The sequence below is a fragment of the Xanthomonas sp. NCPPB 3761 genome (assembly GCF_041475705.2).
In the GTDB taxonomy this organism is placed as follows: Bacteria; Pseudomonadota; Gammaproteobacteria; order Xanthomonadales; family Xanthomonadaceae; genus Xanthomonas; species Xanthomonas phaseoli.
In genome coordinates, this window is the sequence record NZ_CM191262.1 from 4955345 (window position 1) to 4974718 (window position 19374).

Here is a 19374-nt window from a genome sequence, read left to right on the forward strand (position 1 = left end):
CGGAGATGTCTATGAGCAGCAAGCGGTATACGGATGAGTTCAAGATCGAGGCGGTCCGGCAAGTGACGGATCGTGGGTTCAAGGTGGCAGACGTCGCCGAGCGGCTGGGTGTCACGACGCACAGCCTGTACGCCTGGCTGCGCAAGTTCGGCAAGCCCGGCGTGGTACAGCGCGCCGAGGTGGACCAGAGCGCCGAGGTTCGGCGGCTGAAGGCAGAGTTGCGTCGAGTGACCGAGGAGCGCGACATCCTAAAAAAGGCCGCCGCGTACTTTGCCAAGGGGTAAAGGCAAAGTACGCCTTCATGCAAGCCCACTGCGGGGAGTTCAGGGTGTGTGCGATGTGCCGGGTGTTGCGGGTGAACCGGGCTGGATACTACGCGTGGCTAAAGTCGCCGGACAGTGAGCGCGCCAAGGAAGACGAACGCCTGCTGGGGCTGATCAAGCACCACTGGCTGGCCAGCGGCAGTGTGTATGGGCATCGCAAGATCGCCAAGGATCTACGCGATCTGGGTGAGCGTTGCAGTCGCCATCGGGTGCATCGATTGATGCGCGCCGAGGGATTGCGTGCCCAGGTGGGCTATGGTCGCAAACCGCGCTTCCATGGAGGGATGCAGTGCAAGGCGGCGGCCAACCTGCTTGACCGACAGTTCGACGTGACCGAGCCGGACACGGCCTGGGCGAGCGATTTCACCTTCATCCGCACGCACGAAGGCTGGATGTACCTGGCTGTGGTGATCGATCTGTTTTCCAGGCAGGTCGTCGGCTGGGCGATGCGCGATCGGGCCGACACCGAGTTGGTCGTGCAGGCCTTGTTGTCTGCGGTGTGGCGGCGCAAACCCAATGCTGGTTGCTTGGTTCACTCAGACCAAGGGTCGGTCTACACCAGCGATGACTGGCAGAGTTTCCTGGCGTCCCATGGCTTGGTGTGCAGCATGAGTCGGCGTGGCAACTGCCACGACAACGCACCCGTGGAGAGCTTCTTCGGCCTGCTCAAACGCGAGCGGATCAGGCGACGAATCTATCCCACCAAGGACGCCGCACGCGCCGAGGTATTCGACTACATCGAGATGTTCTACAACCCCAACCGCCGCCACGGTTCAACTGGTGACCTGTCCCCTGTAGAGTTTGAACGGCGCTACGCGCAACGAGGGTCTTGAGTGTCTACGGAACCCTGGGCGTATCAATCTTCATCATTGATTGACAGATGAAAAAGTTTGCCGCACCGATCGCGAGCGGGTATATCAACAGAAAAAAGAGAATTTTCTTGTCCATGTTAAATCCTTGCAGTTAGCTTGCCAGTCGCTGAGCCGCGTCCTTGACGTGGATGCCGCGGTCCCGCAGTACCGCATAGATAGCGTCCATGAGGTTCATCCCCTTGTCTCGGTACGACTTGATCGCCATCACGTCCTGCGCCTTTGAGGAGAACATCAGTTTCTCCACATCAGAGACGACCAGGCGGCCAATCCCGATACCGAAGGCGTTGTTGATCAAGATTTCCGAATAGTCGCCGGGGACTGTATGGACCGTCGCGAGTAGACGGAAGCCCACCTCACCCAGCTCCAGACGGCTTTCTTTCTTGACCTGCGCGATGGACTCTTTCTTCTGGCCAAGCAACAACATGTGGGCCGAATTCTCGACCATCGCGATTGCGCCGGCGTTTACGTACAAGTCGTTAACTGACTGGGTACAGATGCCCGCGCTACCCCCGAACTTCCGGATCTGACGGTAGAAAGTCTCGATGAACTTCTGGGTCTCGTTCGACGCCAGCAAAGCAAACGCTTCGTCTACCAGTAGCAGCTTCGGCATGTCGCGCGGCAACCCATCCATTGCCTGCTGGATCTGGTTGAGCAACTGCAAGAGGACCACGCGCTGCAGATGCATGCGGCCCGAAAGCTGCTGCAACTCAAGCACAACCATGCGGGCGTCCATCCGCAGGTTGTTCACGCCATTGAAGTAGCGGCCGAACTCTCCAGCCGACGTGAATGAGAAAAGCTGGTGACCAATGTCGTTGAGGCGCTTATCATCCTCGGCGATCAATAGGTCCGCGATCATGTCTACCGTGGTTAACGTACCGCTCTTATCCCAGCAGCCCTTCAGTGTTCGCTTCAGGCCCGATAGCTGGAAGTCACTCAAACCCTGGCTGGGGGCTGCCATCACGGTCAAGATGCCGCACAGGATGTCTGCTTCCTCCTCGTAGCTGCGGACCCCCGAGAACGGATTCATGCAGACGTTGGAGTTCGAATCAAACTCGATGTACTGGCCGTCCAGGAATTCGCAGATCTGCTTGTAAGAGAACCCTTTGTCGATGATCCACGCCCGGCCACCCATACTGAGGAAGTTGGTCGTCAACGCGTTAGCGAGGAAGGATTTGCCCATGCCGGACTGGGCGCAGATCAGGAAGTTGTAGTTGCCGTCCGAGTCATACGGTGAGAAGGACATCAACTGACCGTCGCGGCCGAACAAGGTTAGCATCGGAGTCCCGGTGCCTGACCAGCTGGCAACCAGGGGCCGCATGGCCACGCAGTGCCGCGTCGGCATCAGCTTGTATCGTCCAAGCGCATCTTCCATGTCGGCGCTTGCCGCGAACGGCAGCATCTGGAAGAACATCGGACCGACCATGAATGCGTCGTCCTGCAGCGAAAAGCCGATTTCTTGGAAAGCGTTTTTCAGATCGCTGGACGCTTGGATAAGGCTGTCGCTGTCCTGAGCGAATACTGCGGCACCGACATAAGCACGAATCATCCGGTCGCCGTCGTTGACCGCTTTTACCGCAATGTCGGAGGACTGTTTCTGCTTGCCATAGTCGGGGATGTATTTCGAGAGTGGACCGTCAGCGTTCTTGGTCGCCCAAGTGTTCTTGGCAAAGAGTTTGGCCCGTTCGTCGTCTGGATCAGGGTAGATGATGTTGACTGTTATCACCGTGGGTTCGCGCAACGCGCGGGTTCCACGCATGAGGTCACCGACGTACTTCATTGCCATGCCCGGGTAGACGTCATCCGGGTAATGCTTCACGCTCATTACGCGGACCTGGGCGAACTCGCCTAGATGTAGCTTGTTGCGCTCAATGTCTACACACGTGTCGAGGTCGAGCAACTGATCGCATAGGAGCTTGTCCTCGTCGTATTGCGACCAGGGCATGGCTCTCCAGGCGGCCTGCGGCGAATGGTTGAGGATTGTTTCCATGACGCGCTTGTAAGACTTGGCAGTCATGGTCTCAGGCCTAAATCCCGCGGTCTTCAGGCCGGCCTTGATGCTAGACATCTGTTCGGTCAAACGGGCTAACTGTGCTTCGTTCGGTGGCGTCTTGCCATGCGGAACCTGCACCGTCATGTAAAGCTGCATGTTCCGCAACTTTGCCTGGTGGGTCTTTGAGATCGGCTCGCCTGTAAGTGAGCGAAGGTATTCCACTCGTGCGCGAGCCAGCCCCTGCAAGGTCTCGTCCTTCTGATTCTGACGGAGCACCATGTATTGGTGGAGCTTGCCTTCCAAGTCGGGACTCGCATACAGCACGAACTGCATGAGAGACCCCGTTGGAAGTGCGGTGTTCAACAGCGAATTCATGCTCTGCTGCGTCACATCGCTGAAGCCGGTCAACGGATTGCAAATGAAGCCGAAGCCGAGTCTGTCCGGCGAGATGACGAAGATATCGTTGTCGCTGTCGAAGGCATTCATGACACCGAACACCTTCTCGCGAACTTCAGCTCGTTCTTGTGCTTTCACGTTGACCGGCCCCTTGACTTACAGTTGGAAACCGGCGGTGAACACGCCGTCGATAATGCCCGGGCCGAAGGCGAACGCGGCCGCGAACAAGATGCCGATCGCAAAAGCCCAGATGCTCTGCTTTGCCACGCCCATGATCATGCCGATCAGGAATGCGCTGACAGCGATGGTCTTGCCCAGCACCCCCTCCGTCCAGCCAAGCACCAGGTCGTACAGGTCCTGGAATTCCGCTCCACCGGTAGCCGCACCACCGCTCGAGGCCAAAGCCTGACCGACGACTACGGCTGCCAGCAACAACAGCAGGCCGTTGTCCTTGACGAAAACGACTGCACGGCTTTCCGGCTTGCTGACAAAGGCAGCACCCGCGTCCAGATTGATATTGTTCATTGCATTCCTCTTGAAGATTTAGCGCGGTGGGTTGAAGTTGTTGCTGGTGGTTCCTGTGACCGGCTCGTTCGACGCCACCTCGTCGTCCGCTGCCGCCGCCTGTCCCTTCAGAAGAGCAAACGTGTTGGATGCATCAGGCATGCGCTGCCCTACCCGCCACTTCCGCGGCTCGATTTCCGAATAGATGATTCCGCCCATGTGCAGATCTCCGTGCTCGTCCTCCCAGGGGGCGACGTAGATCCGCATGATCTTTGCCGACTCCCGGTAGGCCTCACCGGCCGGCAACTGAGGTGAGGTGCGTGTTCCACGATTGAGGGCATCAGCCTGCTGCTGCGTGGGGACGATTGAGGACATCGGTCGCGCCAAAGACAGAGAGTCGTTCTTGCGGACCGACAATCCAGTCAGAACTGGATTGCAACAGCGGTCCGGTCCGACCGCGATGGCCTCAGCAACTGCTGGGGCTACTGGCTGCACCACGATTGTCTGTGGCGCCGCCTTGCCACCCTTTTTAACGCGCGGTTGTTCGTCTGCGCTTGACATGTCGTTGGTGGCTTCATAGACCTCCACCGGGTTCATGCAGCTAAAGCCATCTGGAGCAGGGCAAGCGAATTTGCCGCTGGAACCGGTGGCACACGCGTTTAGCATTAGGAGACAGCTGGCGGCCACAAGGCACTTCAGAGCGAGAAGCGGGTTTTTCAAGGTCAACATGGGTCCTCCTGACCTAATCAGGCTAAGTCGTCGGTGATGTAATGAACCCACGTATGAGTGGGTGAATAAGACCTACTTTGTAGGTGTTCGTGCACGCAACGGCGGGAGAGAGATGCCACGGACCAACACCAGCGTTACCTCCCGGCCGGCATCGACCTCGATTACCGGGTGCATCTGATCAGCAAGATTTAGGTAGTACTCCGCAATGCGGTCAAGCGCCGTGCTGGCACCTCCAAACGCACCGGATTGGGCAGCATATGCGGAGTCGATACCGTTGCCAGGCGCGACACCACGAACGTTGCCGCTGAATGCCTGGGAGATACCATCTGCCACACCAGCCAAGCTAGCCTTCGCCAACACAGCACCTTGCTTGCTAACCAGTCGGCCACGAACGCCGGCCTTACCGTCATTGCCTACAACCCAGCCCTGCAGCTTCACGTCGATGACTGACCGGTCTGTGCGTATGCAGGAGAGGTTCTCGGCACGAAGCATTGCCCGTTCCGATGCAAGGTCACCGTGACCTCCGGCAAGGATCATGCATTCGCGAAAGTCCGCGAGATAGCGATTAGGAAGGATCGATTCCTTCTTCACGCGAATCAGCACCGGCGTTGGCTCCTTCATGGCGCCTTGACCGGTAGGTGCGTCGAGGCCAGTGAGCAGGACGCCCTGTATCATGGATCCAGACGGTGTGTAGGTTTCGGCCTGCTTACCCGATTCCGCCCCCTGTGCTGCTTTTGGCGGTGCATCGACAGTGCCCGCACCGTCCGAGCGCGGTGCAGGCGCCGGCGCAGACACTGGCACGCTCGTAACTGAACTTGGCACTTGCGGAGCCCCGATAGTGCGGATGCCCCCGTAGGCCTGTGGTGCGGGCTGGCCTACAGGCGTGCCTGCACCAGGAGCACCCGGTCCCGCCGGGCCTGCGCTTGTGGCTCCATTCGCTTGCTGCAGTTTCGCCAGCTGCTCAACGACGTCACGGATCTCGGTGACCTCTTTGCGCAGGGCCTGTGTTGCCTCCTGCGCCTGTGAAGCGCCACTGTCGCCCTGGGCTTGGCTTTCGACCTGAGATTTCAGCTTGTCGATCATTTCCTTGTCGCGCGCACGATCACGACTCATCGCGTCTATCTCGCGAGGCAGCGAGCTCAGACCCATCTTCTTCGCCGAATCGCCACCAGGCAGTAGCGCGTTTTCGATTCGGGAGGCCGCAACTCGTTCTTTCCGTGGCTTATCGGTAATCCCCCCGCCCATTAGCAGACGCCAGAAGTGGAATTTTCTCGTCCCCTTTCCCGAGGAGGTTCCATGAAGAAGTCCCGCTTTACCGACAGCCAGATCATCGCCGTGCTCAAGCAGGCCCAGGCCGGTGCGCCCGTGCCGGAGCTGTGCCGCGAGCACGGCATCAGCTCGGCCACGTTCTACAAGTGGCGCAGCAAGTTCGGCGGCATGGACGTGTCCATGGTCGCGCGCATGAAGGAGCTGGAGGAGGAGAACCGCCGGCTCAAGAAGATGTACGCCGAGGCGCAGCTCAGTACCGACCTGCTGAAGGAAGCGCTCGCAAAAAAATGGTGAGGCCATCTCAGCGACGCGAGATGGCCCAATCGGCAGTCACGAGCGGGCGTACGAACATCCGCCACGCCTGCCAGGCCTTCGCGGTGAGCCAGACCTGCTTCCGTTACCAGGCCAAGGCCAGCGAGCAGAACGCCCGGATCGCCGACTGGCTGGTCCGCCTGACGACCGCCCATCGCGACTGGGGCTTTGGCCTGTGCTACCTGTACCTGCGCAACGTGAAGGGCTTTGGCTGGAATCACAAGCGGGTCTACCGGATCTACCGCGAGCTGGAGTTGAACCTGCGGATCAAGCCGAGGAAGCGGCTGGTGCGTGAGCGGCCCGAGCCTCTGGCGGTGCCGGAGGCTATCAACCAGGTCTGGTCGATGGACTTCATGCACGACCAGTTGGCCGACGGCCGCAGCTTCCGGCTGTTCAATGTGCTCGACGACTTCAATCGCGAGGGGCTGGGGATCGAGGTGGATCTGTCGCTGCCGTCAGCCCGTGTGATCCGATCGCTGGAGCAGATCATCGAGTGGCGCGGCAAGCCCGCCGTGATCCGCTGCGACAACGGCCCTGAATACATCAGTGGCGCGTTGCTGTCCTGGGCGCAGCGGCATGGTATCCGGGTCGAGCACATCCAGCCGGGCAAGCCACAGCAGAACGCCTACGTTGAACGCTACAACCGCACCATCCGCTACGCCTGGCTCGCCCAAACCCTGTTCGACACCATCGACCAGGTGCAGGACAAAGCCACCCGCTGGCTATGGACGTACAACCACGAGCGTCCGAATATGGCGCTCGGCGGCATCACGCCTGCCATGAAGTTGGCGATGGCCGCTTAGCTCCACTTCTGGCGACCGCTAGAAGTGGGGGGATTACCGAAGAAACTGGCCTGGGCGGCCCAGACGGCGGCATCGACCTGATCCTGCGCAAGGACGGCCGCCGCACGCTGGTGCAATGCAAGCAATGGAAGCGTCAGCAGGTCGGCGTCAGCGTCGTGCGCGAAATGTATGGCCTGCTCGCTCATCGCCAGGCCCACGCGGTGAAGATCGCTTGCATCGGTACTTACACGAAAGACGCTGAGCGCTTTGCCGAAGGCAAGCCGATTGAATTAATCGGCGGCGCGACGTCCCCCCGCCCTGAGTAGCGGCCAGGTTTAGAGTCCGGGGTTGATGATAGCGGCGTTGGCCAACTGTTGGGCATACGCGGAGGGCGTCATGCCGCCAATTGCTTTCTTGGGTCGCTCCTCGTTGTATTCGCGGCGCCAGCGCTCGATCTCGGTGCGTGCATGCAGCAGTGTCGGGAACCAGTGTTCGTTGAGGCATTCGTCGCGCAGGCGGCCGTTAAACGATTCAACGTAGGCGTTCTGATTCGGCTTGCCGGGTTGGATGAGTCGCAACTGCACGCCACGCGCATGCGCCCAGGCCACCATCGCCTTGCCGCAAAACTCCTTGCCGTTGTCCGTGCGGATCACCTGCGGCAAGCCGCGGCGGATGGCGAGCCGATTCAGCACACGCGTCACGCCATGGCCCGCTATTGCGCGCTCCACCTCGATGGCGACCGCTTCGTGCGTGGCGTCGTCCACGATCACCAGACACTTGATCACCCGACCGTCGGCAGTGCGGTCGAACACGAAGTCCATCGACCATACCTGGTTGGCCTGCGATGGCCGCAGCAGCGGCTGACGCTCGCCTACCGGGACTTTCTTGCGCTTGCGGCGGCGGACTTGCAGCTGCTGCTCGCGGTACAACCGCTCCACACGCTTGTAGTTCACGATGCGGCCTTCCTGTCGCAGTTTGAGATAGATCATGCCCACGCCATAACGGCGATGGCGATGCGCCAACGCACCGATGCGCTCGCGCAGCTCAACGTTGCGATCTTCGCGTGGGCAGTAGCGCAGCGCGCTGGCGCTCATGCCGATCGCTGCCAAGGCGCGGCGCTCGCTGGCACCGCACCCCATCCACTCGCGCACCAGCGCACGACGCGCCGGCGCGCTCACCACTTTTTTCGCAGCGCATCCTTGATCAGATCGTTCTCAAACAGCTGCTCGGCCAGCAACTTCTTCAGCCGCGCGTTCTCCGTTTCAAGGTCTTTGAGCCGCTTGGCATCGGGCACGCTCATCCCGCCGAACTTGCTGCGCCACAGGTAGTAAGAGGCCTCGCTGAAGCCATGGCGCCGGCACAGGTCCTTGATCGCCACGCCCGCTTCGGCTTCGCGCAGGAAGCCAATGATCTGTTCTTCGGAAAAGCGCTTCTTCACGTCCAATCTCCTCGGGGTAGGGAATTGGACTCCAAACTGCGGTGCTACTCAAAATCGGGGGGACGTCGGTCCAAATGGATGCCTGGCTCTAGCTTTCCGTCTTTCACGCAAGCGGTTGTTGGCTCGACGCGACGCAGAAACTGGGCCTGGTTGAACTCTCCCGTGGTCGTCGTCACTCGACTGGCAACGGAATTCATGCTCACCAACTCGGCCAAGGCTTCGTTCTGCCTCGCGGACGCGATGTAGTCCTTGGATGGCGCGGTCACATCAACCACCGACTCACCGTATTGGACGCCGTCTTTTAGGGCGGTATCGAGCTTGAACACAAAGGTGTTCAAGGAAACCTGCGCCGACGGCGCCATCAGCGCATGCCCGGTCTCGTGCCCAATGTTCCGGCCAACATGTCCAAGCGGTCGGACCGGATGGATGGCGCGAAAATCGAGGTGTTGATGCTGACGGTGCCCGTCTTGTCATCGTAGTGCCCGCCCTCGTTCGGATGGTTGGACACTTCCATGCGACGCAGGGTGCCCAGGTCGATGGCTTGCGTCATCACCGAAGTCAAATAAGGCGATGTATCGATGGCCTCTCGAAGGTCACGCACTGCGCCCTTGGGGAGGCCCGGCTGCTGCTCCAGGTCCTGTAGCAACCGGTCAATATCGCGCTGATCAGCCATCACGCGGCTCTATTTCGAGCCTCACCCGCGAAACGCAGCGTGGGTCGTCGTGCTTGTCCGTGCTGACGACCACATACAAGCCAAGCCCTTCTGAGAGTGCTCGCTCAAAGTAAACCCTCGGCTTGAAGCCCACCGCGCTCTTGGTCACACCGAACCCGGCGGCAACCAATGGGTCATGCAGCGATTTGAACGACAGCTCGCAGGCCTCGGATGGCTGCACGGTCAGCTCGATGGTGTGCCCAGCATGACGTGCGTAGGGCTTCCACACAGCGAACTCGTATCGCCCCGCAACTAGCGCGCCCTGGAGCCCTGTGCGCCGCCCTTGACTGTCTGGCGCCACCTTAAGCCCTGACACTTGCGCAACATGCATCGGCGCCATGTCTGCTCTGGTTTCGAATGATTTGGCCATTCGAACGATGGCTTCGACCAATACACCTGACGTTAGCGCCGGGCCTTGCGGCAATGGTGGGTAATCGCCCAACACCACAGCATTGGGAGCGGCTCGCCGGCTGGCCTCGTCTGCAGCCCTGTCCGCAATAGCAGCGCCTTTGTCTTGCTCGGAGCGCACGTCTGCGGCGCTGGGGGGATGTCCTTCCATCGTTTTCTCCTGAGAGGCATGGTCAGTCCCCGGTCCCTGAGCACAGGCCAGCGTGCCTAACGAAAGGGTAAACACCACAATGCTGCGAATCAGTAACCGCAAGCTGAGACTCCGTGGATGCTCGATGTGGTTCGTTGCCGCCAGAGTCTAATCGTCAGGTATGGCGCTCGTCCAAGGATGGAATCACGCTCTCGGATCACTGGTGCCATCAGCACCGTCTACGACAGCGAAGTCACTCGCCAGCCGTCCATAAGCATCGCTAAGCGCATCGGCGATGTCTTCTTCGCTCGCGCGTTCGACCGTGGCTTCAGTGAGCAATACAGGATGCTTGCCATCGGTCTCCCACACAATTCCTCGAACGTGAAATGCTTTCATTCCCACTCCTTGGATATGGATCTGCCTTTGCAGGCTAGCGTCGGGCAGACTGCGTCGGTGAAGGGGTAGGCTACACTGACCCGCCTTGCCGCCAGGCGATCTGGAAACCCGCTCGGCCCGACCTTCTGAATGCACTTGACCTGATACGCCCAGGGTTCCATAGAAATTCGAGACCCTCGTTGCGCGTAGCGCGTTCAAACTCTCAGGAAACAGGTCGCTCATTGAACCAGGGTGGCGTCGGGAGTGTTGAATATCCCGATGTAATCGAGCACTTCTGCGCAAGCGGCGCCCTGGGCAATAGAGAAACATCGCCCGATCCTCTCGCCTTCGGGCTGGCCGAAGAAGCTCTCACGAGGGAGCACTGGCGCTCCCGTGCTGTTGGCGACGTCGCAGGCATACCGACCGCGGCGACGCCACGTCACGCGTGAGGCGCAGTCGCAGCCACAGGGTGCGGTCGAATCACCACCAACGCGTCTCCCGCGGCGACAGGCTCGCCCGCCTTGCAATGCAAGGCCGCGACCGTTCCTGCCTGACGTGCGGCGACCTGGAACTCCATCTTCATGGCTTCCAGGATCACCAGCGGTTCGCCGATCTGGACTTGCTGTCCGACGTCGACAAGAACCTTCCACACATTGCCCCACATGTCGGCCACCACCGCGCTTCCGTGGACAGCCTGCATGACGACCTCCTCGGCATCCTCCACCGCGTCCACCCTGGGGTCGTTCTGCCACAGCGCCACTTCGGTGGCGTAGGCGGCCTGCTGCCGCTCCCGGAATGCGTCGATACTGCTTGCGTCTTGCGCTAGCAGCCGCTCGTGCTCGGCCAGATCAAACACGGCATCTTCGACTTTGATGTGCGTGCGGCCGGCACGGAAATCGGCCCGGAACCGATCCAGTTCGACTTCGGTCACTGGATAGAAGCGCACCCGGTCGAAGAAGCGCAGCAGCCAGGGTTCCGCGCCGAACTGGCGGTTTCTCAGGAACGTGTTCCAAATCGGCACCGTACGGCCCACAAGCTGGTAGCCGCCGGGCGAGTCCATGCCATAGATGCACATGTACACGCCGCCAATGCCCACCGTGCCTTCAGCCGTGAAGGTGCGTGCCGGGTTGTACTTGGACGTGAGCAGCCGATGGCGCGGGTCCAGCGGCACGGCACAGGGCGCGCCCAGGTAGACGTCGCCCAGGCCCAGCACCATGTAGCTGGCTTCAAACACCGTGGTGCGAACATCCTCGCGGCTGTCCAGGCCGTTGATGCGCTGGATGAAGTCCACGTTGTTGGGCAGCCAGGGGGCGTCGCCCTTCACCGTTTCGATGTAGCGCGTGACCGCGCCCAGCGTGGCCGAATCCTCGAAGGCCATTGGGAGATGCACGATGCGGCTCGGGACCTGAAGACCCTCCACGCTGGGCAATTGCGTTTCCAAGGCGATCAGGCGTTCGACCAGCACCGACTGCGCGATGACGCGGCTGTCGTAGTGGATTTGCACAGAGCGCACGCCGGGCGAAAGCTCATGCACGCCGTCCAGCTTCGCGGCCTTGAGCGCTTCCATGAGCAGATGGACGCGCAGCCGCAGCCGAAGGTCGAGCACGTTGGGACCGTATTCGAGCAGGATGTACTTGTCGCCAGCCTGCCGGTAGGCCACGGCCGGGCGTTCGCCTTCGGCAGGCAGCTCGGCCAGCACGCATTCGGAAACCGTCGCCGGTGCCGCGGGAAGATCCAGCGCGGGCAGGTCCGGCAGCGGGCGCAGCAGGCGGATGGCCTCGTCCTGCGCCTTCTCCAGCGCCAGGGCTTCATCGAAGCCCATGCGCCTGAAACGGATGGTGTCGCCCGGCTTGACCTGGCCCACCTTCCAGAGCTCGGCCTTGACGATGGTTGCCGGGCACACGAAGCCACCCAGGCTGGGGCCATCGCAGGTCAGGATCACCGGCGTATCGCCGGTAAAGTTGATGCTGCCGATGGCATACACGCAGTCGTGCACATTCGATGGATGCAGCCCGGCCTCGCCGCCGTCGCTGCGCGTCCACTTGGGCGTGGGACCCACCAGCCGCACGCCCAGGCGGTTGGAGTTGTAGTGCACCTGGTAGTCGGTGGTGAAAAAACTGGCGATGCTGTCTTCGCTGAAGAAATCCGGTGCGCCGTGCGGGCCGTACAACACGCCGATGTCCCAGTGCTTGCCATAGCTGGGCACCAGTTCGTGCGGTGCCATGGCCGGCACGCAGGCTGGCGCTGGCGTGGCGCAGACCGCCAGCTCGGGCCGGCTGATGGGCAGCACATCGCCCACGCGCAGCGTGCGCCCGGCATGGCCGCCGAACTGCCCGAGCACGAAGGTGGACTTGCTGCCCAGGTACTCGGGCACATCGATGCCACGCCGGATCGCGATGTAGCTGCGGCAGCCGCTGCCGGCCTTGGCGATGCGCAGCACCTGGCCGGCGCGCACTGCGATCGGCGTCCACCAGGGCAGCGGTTCACCGTCGTCCAGGGTCGCCAGTGCCGGCGCGCCGGTGAGCGCGATCACCGCATCGCCATGGAACTTGAGTGTCGGCCCCTGCAGCGTGCATTCCAGGCCGGCAGCGCTCTCGTGGTTACCGACGATGCTGTTGGCCAGGCGAAAGGCGTAGTCATCCATCGGTCCGGAGGGCGGCACGCCGATGTCCCAATAGCCGGTACGCCCAGGGTAATCCTGCACCGTCGTGTAGGTCCCCGATTCCAGCACCTCGACCACGGGCGAGACATAGTCGTAGCGGTCCAGCAACGAGGTGGACACCGTCCCGGCCGAAAATTCCCTGCTTTGCACGATGCTGCGCAGGTAGTCCAGGTTGGTGGCGCTGCCGTCAAGGCGCGTCAACTCCAGCGCCATCAGCAACTTCTGGCGGGCTTGCTCACGGTCTGAGCCGTGGGCGATGACCTTGGCGATCAGTGGGTCGTAATGGGCAGACACCTCGGTGCCGGTCTGCACCCATGTGTCCACGCGCACGCCTTCGGGGAACTGCACATCGGTCAGTACGCCGGGCGCAGGCTGAAAGCCGCGCACGGGGTTCTCGGCATAGACGCGCACTTCGATGGCAGCGCCCTGCGGTGTGGGCAGATCGTCGAAGGATGGCGGCTCGCCAGCGGCAATGCGCAGCATCCATTCGACCAGGTCCAGCCCGGTGACCGCTTCGGTGATGGGATGCTCGACCTGCAGGCGCGTGTTGACCTCAAGAAAGTAGAAGGCATCGCGCGCAGCGTCATAAATGAATTCCACCGTGCCGGCCGAGACATAGTTCACCGCTTCGCCCAGCTTGACCGCGGCGTCCAGCAAGGCGGTGCGGGTCGCGTGCGGCAGGTGCGGCGCAGGTGTCTCCTCAACCACCTTCTGGTGCCGCCGCTGCAGCGAGCAGTCGCGCTCGCCCAGCGCCACGACGCGGCCCTTGCCGTCGCCGAAGATCTGCACTTCGACATGGCGCGCATCGGCAACGAAGCGTTCGATGAACACGCCGCTGTCCTTGAAGAAGTTCTGGCCAAGGCGCTGCACCGAATCGTAGGCCGTGGCCAGTTCGGCTGCGTTATCGCAGCGCGACAGACCGATGCCACCGCCGCCGGCCGTGCTCTTGAGCATGACGGGATACCCGATGCGCTGTGCGGCGACGATCGCGTCGTCCAGACGTTGCAGCAGGCCGGTGCCAGGTGTCAGCGGCACGCCGGCGGCCTCGGCGATCGCGCGCGCGGCGTGCTTGAGGCCAAAGCGGCACACTTGCTCGGGTGTGGGGCCGACGAAGACGACGCCGGCCTGCGCACATTGCTCGGCGAACGCGGTGTTTTCGGACAGAAAGCCATAGCCGGGGATGACGGCCCCGGCACCGGTCTTGCGGGCAATCTCCAGGATGCGATCGCCACGCAAGTAGGTCTCGGCGGCGCTGCTGCCACCGCCGCTGTTCAGCGCCACCGCTTCGTCGGCAACGCTCACGTGCAGGCTGTCATGGTCGGCGTCGGAATACACCGCGACCGACGTCACCCCCATCTTCTTGAGCGTGCGCGCGATGCGCACCGCGATCTCCCCACGATTGGCGATGAGGACCTTCTTGAACATATGGCGTGCTCCGGACGATGCAGCGGCTTGGCTTCGGACCGGAGCCCACTGCGAATGGGTAGGTGAAGTTCGGGCGCGATGGTCTAGTTCTTCCGGGCGACGTACGCACGCCAACCGCCTAGCGCAGTGATGTCCTCCGCTCCCCGCGTGGCCCAGGACTCGCAGACGAACCCCTGGACCGTGCGGCCATCGATCAGATCCAGGCTGCCGATACCCAAGGGCGATGGGATCAGGGCGACGAAGGAGCCATAGCGCTCGACCGGCATGGCCCACAGTTCGACCGCGATGGGCGCGCCCTCGCCCGTGCGCAGCAGCCCCGGCTTGGGCGGCACGGTACCGGGCAGGGCATAGAGGCGATACGCCGCCGAGGTATGCGTGCTCTCCAGCAGCGTGGCGCCGCGCTCGGTGAGCTGCCCGTTCAAAGGCATGCCCGACAGGTGCGCGCCGACGACTGCGACGATGACTTGGCCATCGAGGCTTGGGGCGGCTGGCGCATCGACTGGTGGCAGCTCCTGCTGCGAAGCACCGCGCTTCCAAGGCGCGGCCGCCTGCCAGCGCCGGCCGAACGCGACCAGCCGCGCCTCGTGCCAAGCCGGTGCGATCAGCGTGATGCCTGCCGGCAACCCATCGGCGCGCATGCCGGCCGGCAGCGCAATGGCGCTGAAGTCGAGCAGGTTCACGAAGTTCGTGTAGACGCCCATGCGCGCGTTCATCGTCACCGGGTCGGCCAGCAACTGCTCGATGGTGTAGATGCTGGGCGCGGTGGGCACCAGCAGGCCATCCAGCCCCTGCATGAGAGCGTCGGCCTTGCGTGCCAGCGCCATGCGGCGGTACTCGGCCTTGTAGGCGTCCACCGCGCTGTAATTCGTCGCCTTTTGGACGATGTCGCGCACCACCGGGTGCACGACCTCTGGCTTGGCGTTCATCAGCTCCTCGATGGCGGCGTAGCGTTCGCCGACCCAGGGGCCTTCGTAGAGCAGCGCAGCGACATCGAACAGCGGCGCGAAGTCGATCGGCTCCAGTTCCACGCCGATGGTTTCCAACTGTCGCAGCGCATCGGTGTAGACGCGCTCGGCCTGGATGTCGCCAAACCAGTCGGGCGAGGCGGGAATGCCCAGCACGGGCTTGGCGGGCCAGCTGGCGGGACGGACCGGCGCCTGACGCGAATACGCATCGGTGGCATCGAAGCCGCCCATCGCGCACAGCGCTGCATCGGCGTCATCGACGCTCAGCGCCAGCACCGTGATGCAATCCAGCGTACGGCAGGCAGGCACCAGTCCGCTGGTGCTGACCAATCCGCGCGTAGGCTTCAGGCCTACCAGGTTGTTGTGGCCGGCCGGCACGCGGCCGGAGCCGGCGGTATCGGTGCCCAACGCAAACGGCACCAGGCCACGGGCCACCACGGAGGCCGAGCCCGAACTGGATCCACCACTGATGTACTCGGCCTTGAAGGCATTGGGCACCGGGCCATAGGGCGAGCGCGTGCCCACCAGGCCGGTGGCGAACTGGTCGAGGTTGGTCTTGCCGATGACCACCGCGCCAGCGGCTTCAAGCCGATCGATCACGGTGGCGTTGTGCGTCGGCTGGTAGGCGAACTCCGGGCAGGCACAGGTCGTGGGCAACCCCGCGACATCGATGTTGTCCTTCGCGGCGAAGGGCACGCCGTAGAGGGGCAGCTTGGACAGGTCGCCGCCAACGCGCATCAGTTGTTGGGCAAGTCCGGCAAGCCGCGACTGCAGGCCGTCGAGGGAGAGCCGGGAAATCCAGGCGACATCGCCTTGCGGCAGGCCGGCGATGAGGGAAGACAGCAGTTCGGCAGGAGCGGCGCCCTGCGCATACGCCGATTGCCAATCGGCCAGGGTCCAAAAAGCGGTGGTGGTCATGGTCACTCGACAAGTTGGATGGTCGCGGGAAGCTCCTCGGCACGCGCGGCAACTGGTCGACTCAACACCTGAGACCCATCTGAGAATTCTTGAGGTGATCGCGCATTCCGACGCCCATAGATACGTCAGGTGGCGCAGGAACGGGATTTTTTGCGAGAAGCGACGACGTCCTTTGCGAAGGAATCATCCTGAGTGATCGAAAATGAGGTCAGGTCGACTTTCTGGGCGAGCTTGACCCTCTGCCTTGCGGCCTTGTCCTCTTTGCGTGCCGATGACACGGCCCTGAGCGAGACAAAAGCCCCGAGCGGAACCATTGCCGAGGGCTTTTTTCTCGTTCGCTCTGGAATTCTCACATACCCAGGTCAGACAGCCCTGGATGATCATCCGGGCGACGGCCCAGCGGCCAGTGGAATTTGCGGTCGCTCTCCTTGATCGGCATGTCGTTGATGCACGAGAAGCGGCGTTCCATCAGGCCATCGGCGCCGAATTCCCAGTTCTCGTTTCCGTAGGAGCGGAACCAATTGCCTGAGTCGTCGCGCCATTCGTAGGCGTAGCGCACGGCAATACGGTTTTCGGTAAAGGCCCACAGCTCCTTGATCAAGCGGTACTCGAGCTCCTTGTTCCACTTGCGCGCAAGGAACTGCCGGGCTTGTTCCCGGCCGTTGGTGAACTCGGCACGGTTTCGCCATTGTGTGTCGAGCGAATAGGCAAGCGACACTTTATCGGCGTCGCGGGAATTCCAACCGTCTTCGGCAAGTCGTATCTTTTCGATCGCCGATTCGCGGGTGAACGGGGGAAGCGGCGGGCGAGCGTGAGCGTTGGACATGGCAAAGCCTCCAATCGAAGTGGATACATCGTTGTTTTGAGAGTGCGGCGGAGCGTCAGGCCGCTAGCCGGTGGCCTGTTTTAGCAACAACTGCGCGATATCCCTTGCGGTGTCTGCGGCGTCCTCGTCACCCATCACGCGCGAGACGGTGATTGCGCCTTCCATGAGAAGCAGCAGCTGGCGCGCCAGTGCGTCCGGCTGCGTGATAGCCAGTTGCCCGGTCAGTTCCAGCGTGTAGTCGAGCAACTTTTGCTTGTGGTGCCTGGCGATCTTGCGAACCGGATCGTCGGGGTCCCCGACCTCGCCTGCGGTGTTGATGAACGCACAGCCGCGGTAACCCTCCGACTGGAACCATTCCTTGAGCACCGTAAACATGCGCAGGATGCGCGCCTCGGGACGGGCGGCCTTGTCGCATTGCTGCCTGAACCACGCGAGCCAACGGACGTCGCGCGCGTTCAATGCAGCGGCGGCCACCTCGTCCTTGTTATCGAAGTGGCGGTAGATGCTTTTCCGCGCCACGCCTGAGGTCTTCACCAGCAGGTCCATGCCGGTGGCATGGATGCCGTGCTGGTAGATCAGCGCCTCTGCCGTTGCCAGGATCTTCTGTTGGGTGTCGTTGGTTGGCTTGTCCACGGCGCCAAGGTAGAACGATCGTTCTCCCATGTCAACGCCTGCGCGTTGCGTGGGTTGCTCGCCATCACCCAAGACGACGATGAAGCACTCCAGGCGCCAGCGCGTTGGCGGCTGACTTACGCAGCCGCTCCCGCCCCTGGCGCTGCAATGCCGTCGACGAACAGCCCGATCAGGTGCGCGATGCGCGTCTTTGGGGAGCCAAGCTGTTCGGTGGCCAGCGAGGTGGCAATGGCCACGACGACGAGATCGTCGAAGGACACATCGCGGCGGACGACGCCGCGCTTTTGCGCGCTGCGCAACAGCTGCTGCCCTTGCTTGCTGACGGCCTCGCACCCTGGCGTGCCGCTCTGCAGCACTGCGCCCAGCGACGCAGCCAGCCCACGATAGACACTGGTATGCAGTGCCAGGTCCTCGAGATACGCGCGCAGCGCAGCCAGCGCGTCGAGCGAACTGGCGCGCGCGTGACTGGCAGCAGCCAGCGACAGGAAACGCCCGCTGTAGGCCGCGGCAAACAACGACTCGCGGGTGGGGAAGCGCCGATACAGCGTGCCGATCCCGACGCCGGCGCGTTTTGCGACGTCTTCCATCGACGCTTCGGCACCGCGCTCCAGGAAGACCTGCTCAGCTGCGGCGAGCAAGCGTTCGCGGTTTCGCTGGGCATCGGCGCGCAAGGGCGTATCGGCGGTCAACTGGCTCTTCCGGCGTGACTTGTGGAAGTGGAGGCTACCTCCATATAATAAGTGGAGCAATCCTCCACTTATCAGGGAAGCACAATGGGCAAGCGATTCGAAGGCAAGGTGGTCGTGGTCACCGGGGGCACCGACGGTATCGGGCTGGTGACGGCGAAGGCGTTTTCGGCCGAGGGCGCGCAGGTCTACATCACCGGGCGGCGGCAGGACCGGCTGGACGCTGCGGTGGCGGAGATCGGCGGCGGCGCGGCGGGCGTGCAGGGCGATGTCGGCGTGCCCGAGGACCTGGACCGGCTCTATGCGCGCATCCAGCAGGAGCACGGCCGGCTGGATGTCGTCTTCGCCAACGCGGGCGTTTCCGAGTCGGCCGCGCTGGGCGAGATCGACATCGCGCACCTGGAGCGCCTGCTGGCGACCAACATCAAGGGCACGGTCTTCACCGTGCAGAAGGCGCTGCCGCTGATGGCCAGCGGTGGGGCTGTGATCCTGGCCGGCTCCGTGGCGGGCAGCAAGGGCATCGGCGCGCTCTCGGTCTACAGCGCCACCAAGGCGGCCATCCGCTCGTTCGCCCGCACCTGGACGAGCGACCTGAAAAGCCGCGGCATCCGCGTGAACGTGATGTCGCCCGGCATGGTGCACACACCGGCCATGCAGACCTACCTGGACGCCAATGCAGGAGCCGAGGACGCGTTCAAGCAGATGATTCCGTTCGGGCGTTTGGGCGATGCCGAAGAGATCGCCGAGGCGGTGCTGTTCCTGGCCTCGGATGCGTCCAGCTTCATCGCGGGGCACGAGTTGTTTATCGATGGCGGGGTCATGGCGATTTAGGCCGCCTGCAAGAGCGCTGCGATCAGCCAGAGCGACCGCGCGCTCGACCGCGCGCAGGTGACGGTTGTCGCCATGTTGGCGGGCAACGTGGCCGGGCTCACTTCTTCGGTGGCCTTGTCCAATGGTTGCCGCCGATCCGGGGGACTCCGGCATCGCGTCGCCACGCCATGTCGCCTTGCGCGCTGGCC

General features: G+C 62.6%; 17 protein-coding genes and 2 pseudogenes. 5 read left to right on the forward strand and 14 right to left on the reverse strand.

Annotation, left to right across the window (positions count from 1 at the left end):
* Positions 1-11: 11 nt before the first annotated feature.
* A pseudogene (locus ACCQ00_RS21500) lies at positions 12-161 on the forward strand (transposase); the annotation flags it as partial.
* The gene (locus ACCQ00_RS21505) at positions 134-1156 is read left to right on the forward strand and encodes an IS3 family transposase (protein ID WP_236493351.1); all 1023 of its coding nucleotides are present in this window, start codon (positions 134-136) and stop codon (positions 1154-1156) included. The pseudogene ACCQ00_RS21500 and the gene ACCQ00_RS21505, both read left to right, overlap by 28 nt.
* A 130-nt stretch (positions 1157-1286) precedes the next feature.
* On the opposite strand, the gene traC is transcribed toward ACCQ00_RS21505, so the two are convergent.
* The 4 genes from traC to ACCQ00_RS21525 form a co-directional block, all read right to left on the reverse strand.
* Complete coding sequence (gene traC / locus ACCQ00_RS21510; protein WP_039575802.1) at positions 1287-3719, reverse strand: type IV secretion system protein TraC; 2433 nt, start codon at positions 3717-3719, stop codon at positions 1287-1289.
* 18 nt (positions 3720-3737) lie between these two features.
* The gene (gene traA, locus ACCQ00_RS21515; protein ID WP_039575799.1) at positions 3738-4106 is read right to left on the reverse strand and encodes a TraA family conjugative transfer protein; all 369 of its coding nucleotides are present in this window, start codon (positions 4104-4106) and stop codon (positions 3738-3740) included.
* Positions 4107-4124: 18 nt separating this feature from the next.
* Positions 4125-4814, reverse strand: coding sequence for a TraV family lipoprotein (locus ACCQ00_RS21520; protein ID WP_127446637.1), 690 nt, complete (start codon positions 4812-4814; stop codon positions 4125-4127).
* 72 nt (positions 4815-4886) lie between these two features.
* Positions 4887-5927, reverse strand: coding sequence for a TraB/VirB10 family protein (locus tag ACCQ00_RS21525; protein ID WP_160300329.1), 1041 nt, complete (start codon positions 5925-5927; stop codon positions 4887-4889).
* A gap of 183 nt (positions 5928-6110) precedes the next feature.
* On the opposite strand from ACCQ00_RS21525, the gene ACCQ00_RS21530 reads away from it, so the two are divergent.
* Together ACCQ00_RS21530 and ACCQ00_RS21535 are read left to right on the forward strand one after the other, a co-directional pair.
* Positions 6111-7198, forward strand: a protein-coding gene (locus ACCQ00_RS21530; protein ID WP_099770635.1) for an IS3-like element ISXac2 family transposase whose coding sequence is annotated in 2 segments (ribosomal slippage) — positions 6111-6363 and positions 6363-7198 — 1089 coding nt in all. Because the reading frame shifts where the segments join, the coding sequence is not laid out codon by codon here.
* A 26-nt stretch (positions 7199-7224) separates the two neighbouring features.
* Positions 7225-7479 (forward strand): annotated as a pseudogene (locus ACCQ00_RS21535) (restriction endonuclease); the annotation flags it as partial.
* Positions 7480-7512: 33 nt separating this feature from the next.
* Here ACCQ00_RS21535 and ACCQ00_RS21540 read toward each other — a convergent pair.
* The 10 genes from ACCQ00_RS21540 to ACCQ00_RS21585 form a co-directional block, all read right to left on the reverse strand.
* A protein-coding gene (locus ACCQ00_RS21540) for an IS3 family transposase (RefSeq protein ID WP_099770619.1) occupies positions 7513-8615 on the reverse strand; the annotation gives its coding sequence in 2 pieces (ribosomal slippage) (positions 7513-8357 and positions 8357-8615; 1104 coding nt in all).
* Between the two features lie 44 nt (positions 8616-8659).
* Positions 8660-8953 (reverse strand): hypothetical protein, encoded by a 294-nt coding sequence (locus tag ACCQ00_RS21545; RefSeq protein ID WP_143707755.1) that lies wholly within the window; start codon positions 8951-8953, stop codon positions 8660-8662.
* Between the two features lie 23 nt (positions 8954-8976).
* Positions 8977-9288: a hypothetical protein gene (locus ACCQ00_RS21550; protein WP_052756667.1), complete on the reverse strand. Its 312-nt coding sequence runs from the start codon at positions 9286-9288 to the stop codon at positions 8977-8979.
* Positions 9281-9988 (reverse strand): hypothetical protein, encoded by a 708-nt coding sequence (locus tag ACCQ00_RS21555; protein ID WP_127446638.1) that lies wholly within the window; start codon positions 9986-9988, stop codon positions 9281-9283. Before ACCQ00_RS21555 ends, ACCQ00_RS21550 begins: the two co-directional genes overlap by 8 nt.
* An 81-nt stretch (positions 9989-10069) precedes the next feature.
* Complete coding sequence (locus ACCQ00_RS21560; RefSeq protein WP_080948735.1) at positions 10070-10261, reverse strand: hypothetical protein; 192 nt, start codon at positions 10259-10261, stop codon at positions 10070-10072.
* Between the two features lie 418 nt (positions 10262-10679).
* Complete coding sequence (gene uca / locus ACCQ00_RS21565) at positions 10680-14327, reverse strand: urea carboxylase (RefSeq protein WP_039574563.1); 3648 nt, start codon at positions 14325-14327, stop codon at positions 10680-10682.
* 83 nt (positions 14328-14410) lie between these two features.
* Complete coding sequence (gene atzF, locus ACCQ00_RS21570; RefSeq protein ID WP_039574561.1) at positions 14411-16210, reverse strand: allophanate hydrolase; 1800 nt, start codon at positions 16208-16210, stop codon at positions 14411-14413.
* Positions 16211-16559: 349 nt separating this feature from the next.
* Complete coding sequence (locus ACCQ00_RS21575; RefSeq protein ID WP_039574558.1) at positions 16560-17036, reverse strand: nuclear transport factor 2 family protein; 477 nt, start codon at positions 17034-17036, stop codon at positions 16560-16562.
* A 63-nt stretch (positions 17037-17099) separates the two neighbouring features.
* Positions 17100-17669 (reverse strand): TetR/AcrR family transcriptional regulator, encoded by a 570-nt coding sequence (locus tag ACCQ00_RS21580; protein WP_039574571.1) that lies wholly within the window; start codon positions 17667-17669, stop codon positions 17100-17102.
* A gap of 116 nt (positions 17670-17785) precedes the next feature.
* On the reverse strand, positions 17786-18358 hold the full coding sequence (locus tag ACCQ00_RS21585) for a TetR/AcrR family transcriptional regulator (protein ID WP_017158948.1): 573 nt from the start codon (positions 18356-18358) through the stop codon (positions 17786-17788).
* An 84-nt stretch (positions 18359-18442) separates the two neighbouring features.
* On the opposite strand from ACCQ00_RS21585, the gene ACCQ00_RS21590 reads away from it, so the two are divergent.
* Complete coding sequence (locus ACCQ00_RS21590) at positions 18443-19186, forward strand: SDR family NAD(P)-dependent oxidoreductase (protein ID WP_039574556.1); 744 nt, start codon at positions 18443-18445, stop codon at positions 19184-19186.
* The last annotated feature ends 188 nt before the right edge of the window (positions 19187-19374 follow it).

What these genes read in the sequence shown, in the direction of transcription:
- ACCQ00_RS21550 (WP_052756667.1), bottom strand. Translation starts at nt 9,288, where the DNA reads ATGGCTGATCAGCGCGATATTGACCGGTTGCTACAGGACCTGGAGCAG.
- ACCQ00_RS21560 (WP_080948735.1), bottom strand. Translation starts at nt 10,261, where the DNA reads ATGAAAGCATTTCACGTTCGAGGAATTGTGTGGGAGACCGATGGCAAG.
- atzF (WP_039574561.1), bottom strand. Translation starts at nt 16,210, where the DNA reads ATGACCACCACCGCTTTTTGGACCCTGGCCGATTGGCAATCGGCGTAT.
- ACCQ00_RS21525 (WP_160300329.1), bottom strand. Translation starts at nt 5,927, where the DNA reads ATGAGTCGTGATCGTGCGCGCGACAAGGAAATGATCGACAAGCTGAAA.
- ACCQ00_RS21590 (WP_039574556.1), top strand. Translation starts at nt 18,443, where the DNA reads ATGGGCAAGCGATTCGAAGGCAAGGTGGTCGTGGTCACCGGGGGCACC.
- traA (WP_039575799.1), bottom strand. Translation starts at nt 4,106, where the DNA reads ATGAACAATATCAATCTGGACGCGGGTGCTGCCTTTGTCAGCAAGCCG.
- ACCQ00_RS21575 (WP_039574558.1), bottom strand. Translation starts at nt 17,036, where the DNA reads ATGTCCAACGCTCACGCTCGCCCGCCGCTTCCCCCGTTCACCCGCGAA.
- uca (WP_039574563.1), bottom strand. Translation starts at nt 14,327, where the DNA reads ATGTTCAAGAAGGTCCTCATCGCCAATCGTGGGGAGATCGCGGTGCGC.
- ACCQ00_RS21520 (WP_127446637.1), bottom strand. Translation starts at nt 4,814, where the DNA reads ATGTTGACCTTGAAAAACCCGCTTCTCGCTCTGAAGTGCCTTGTGGCC.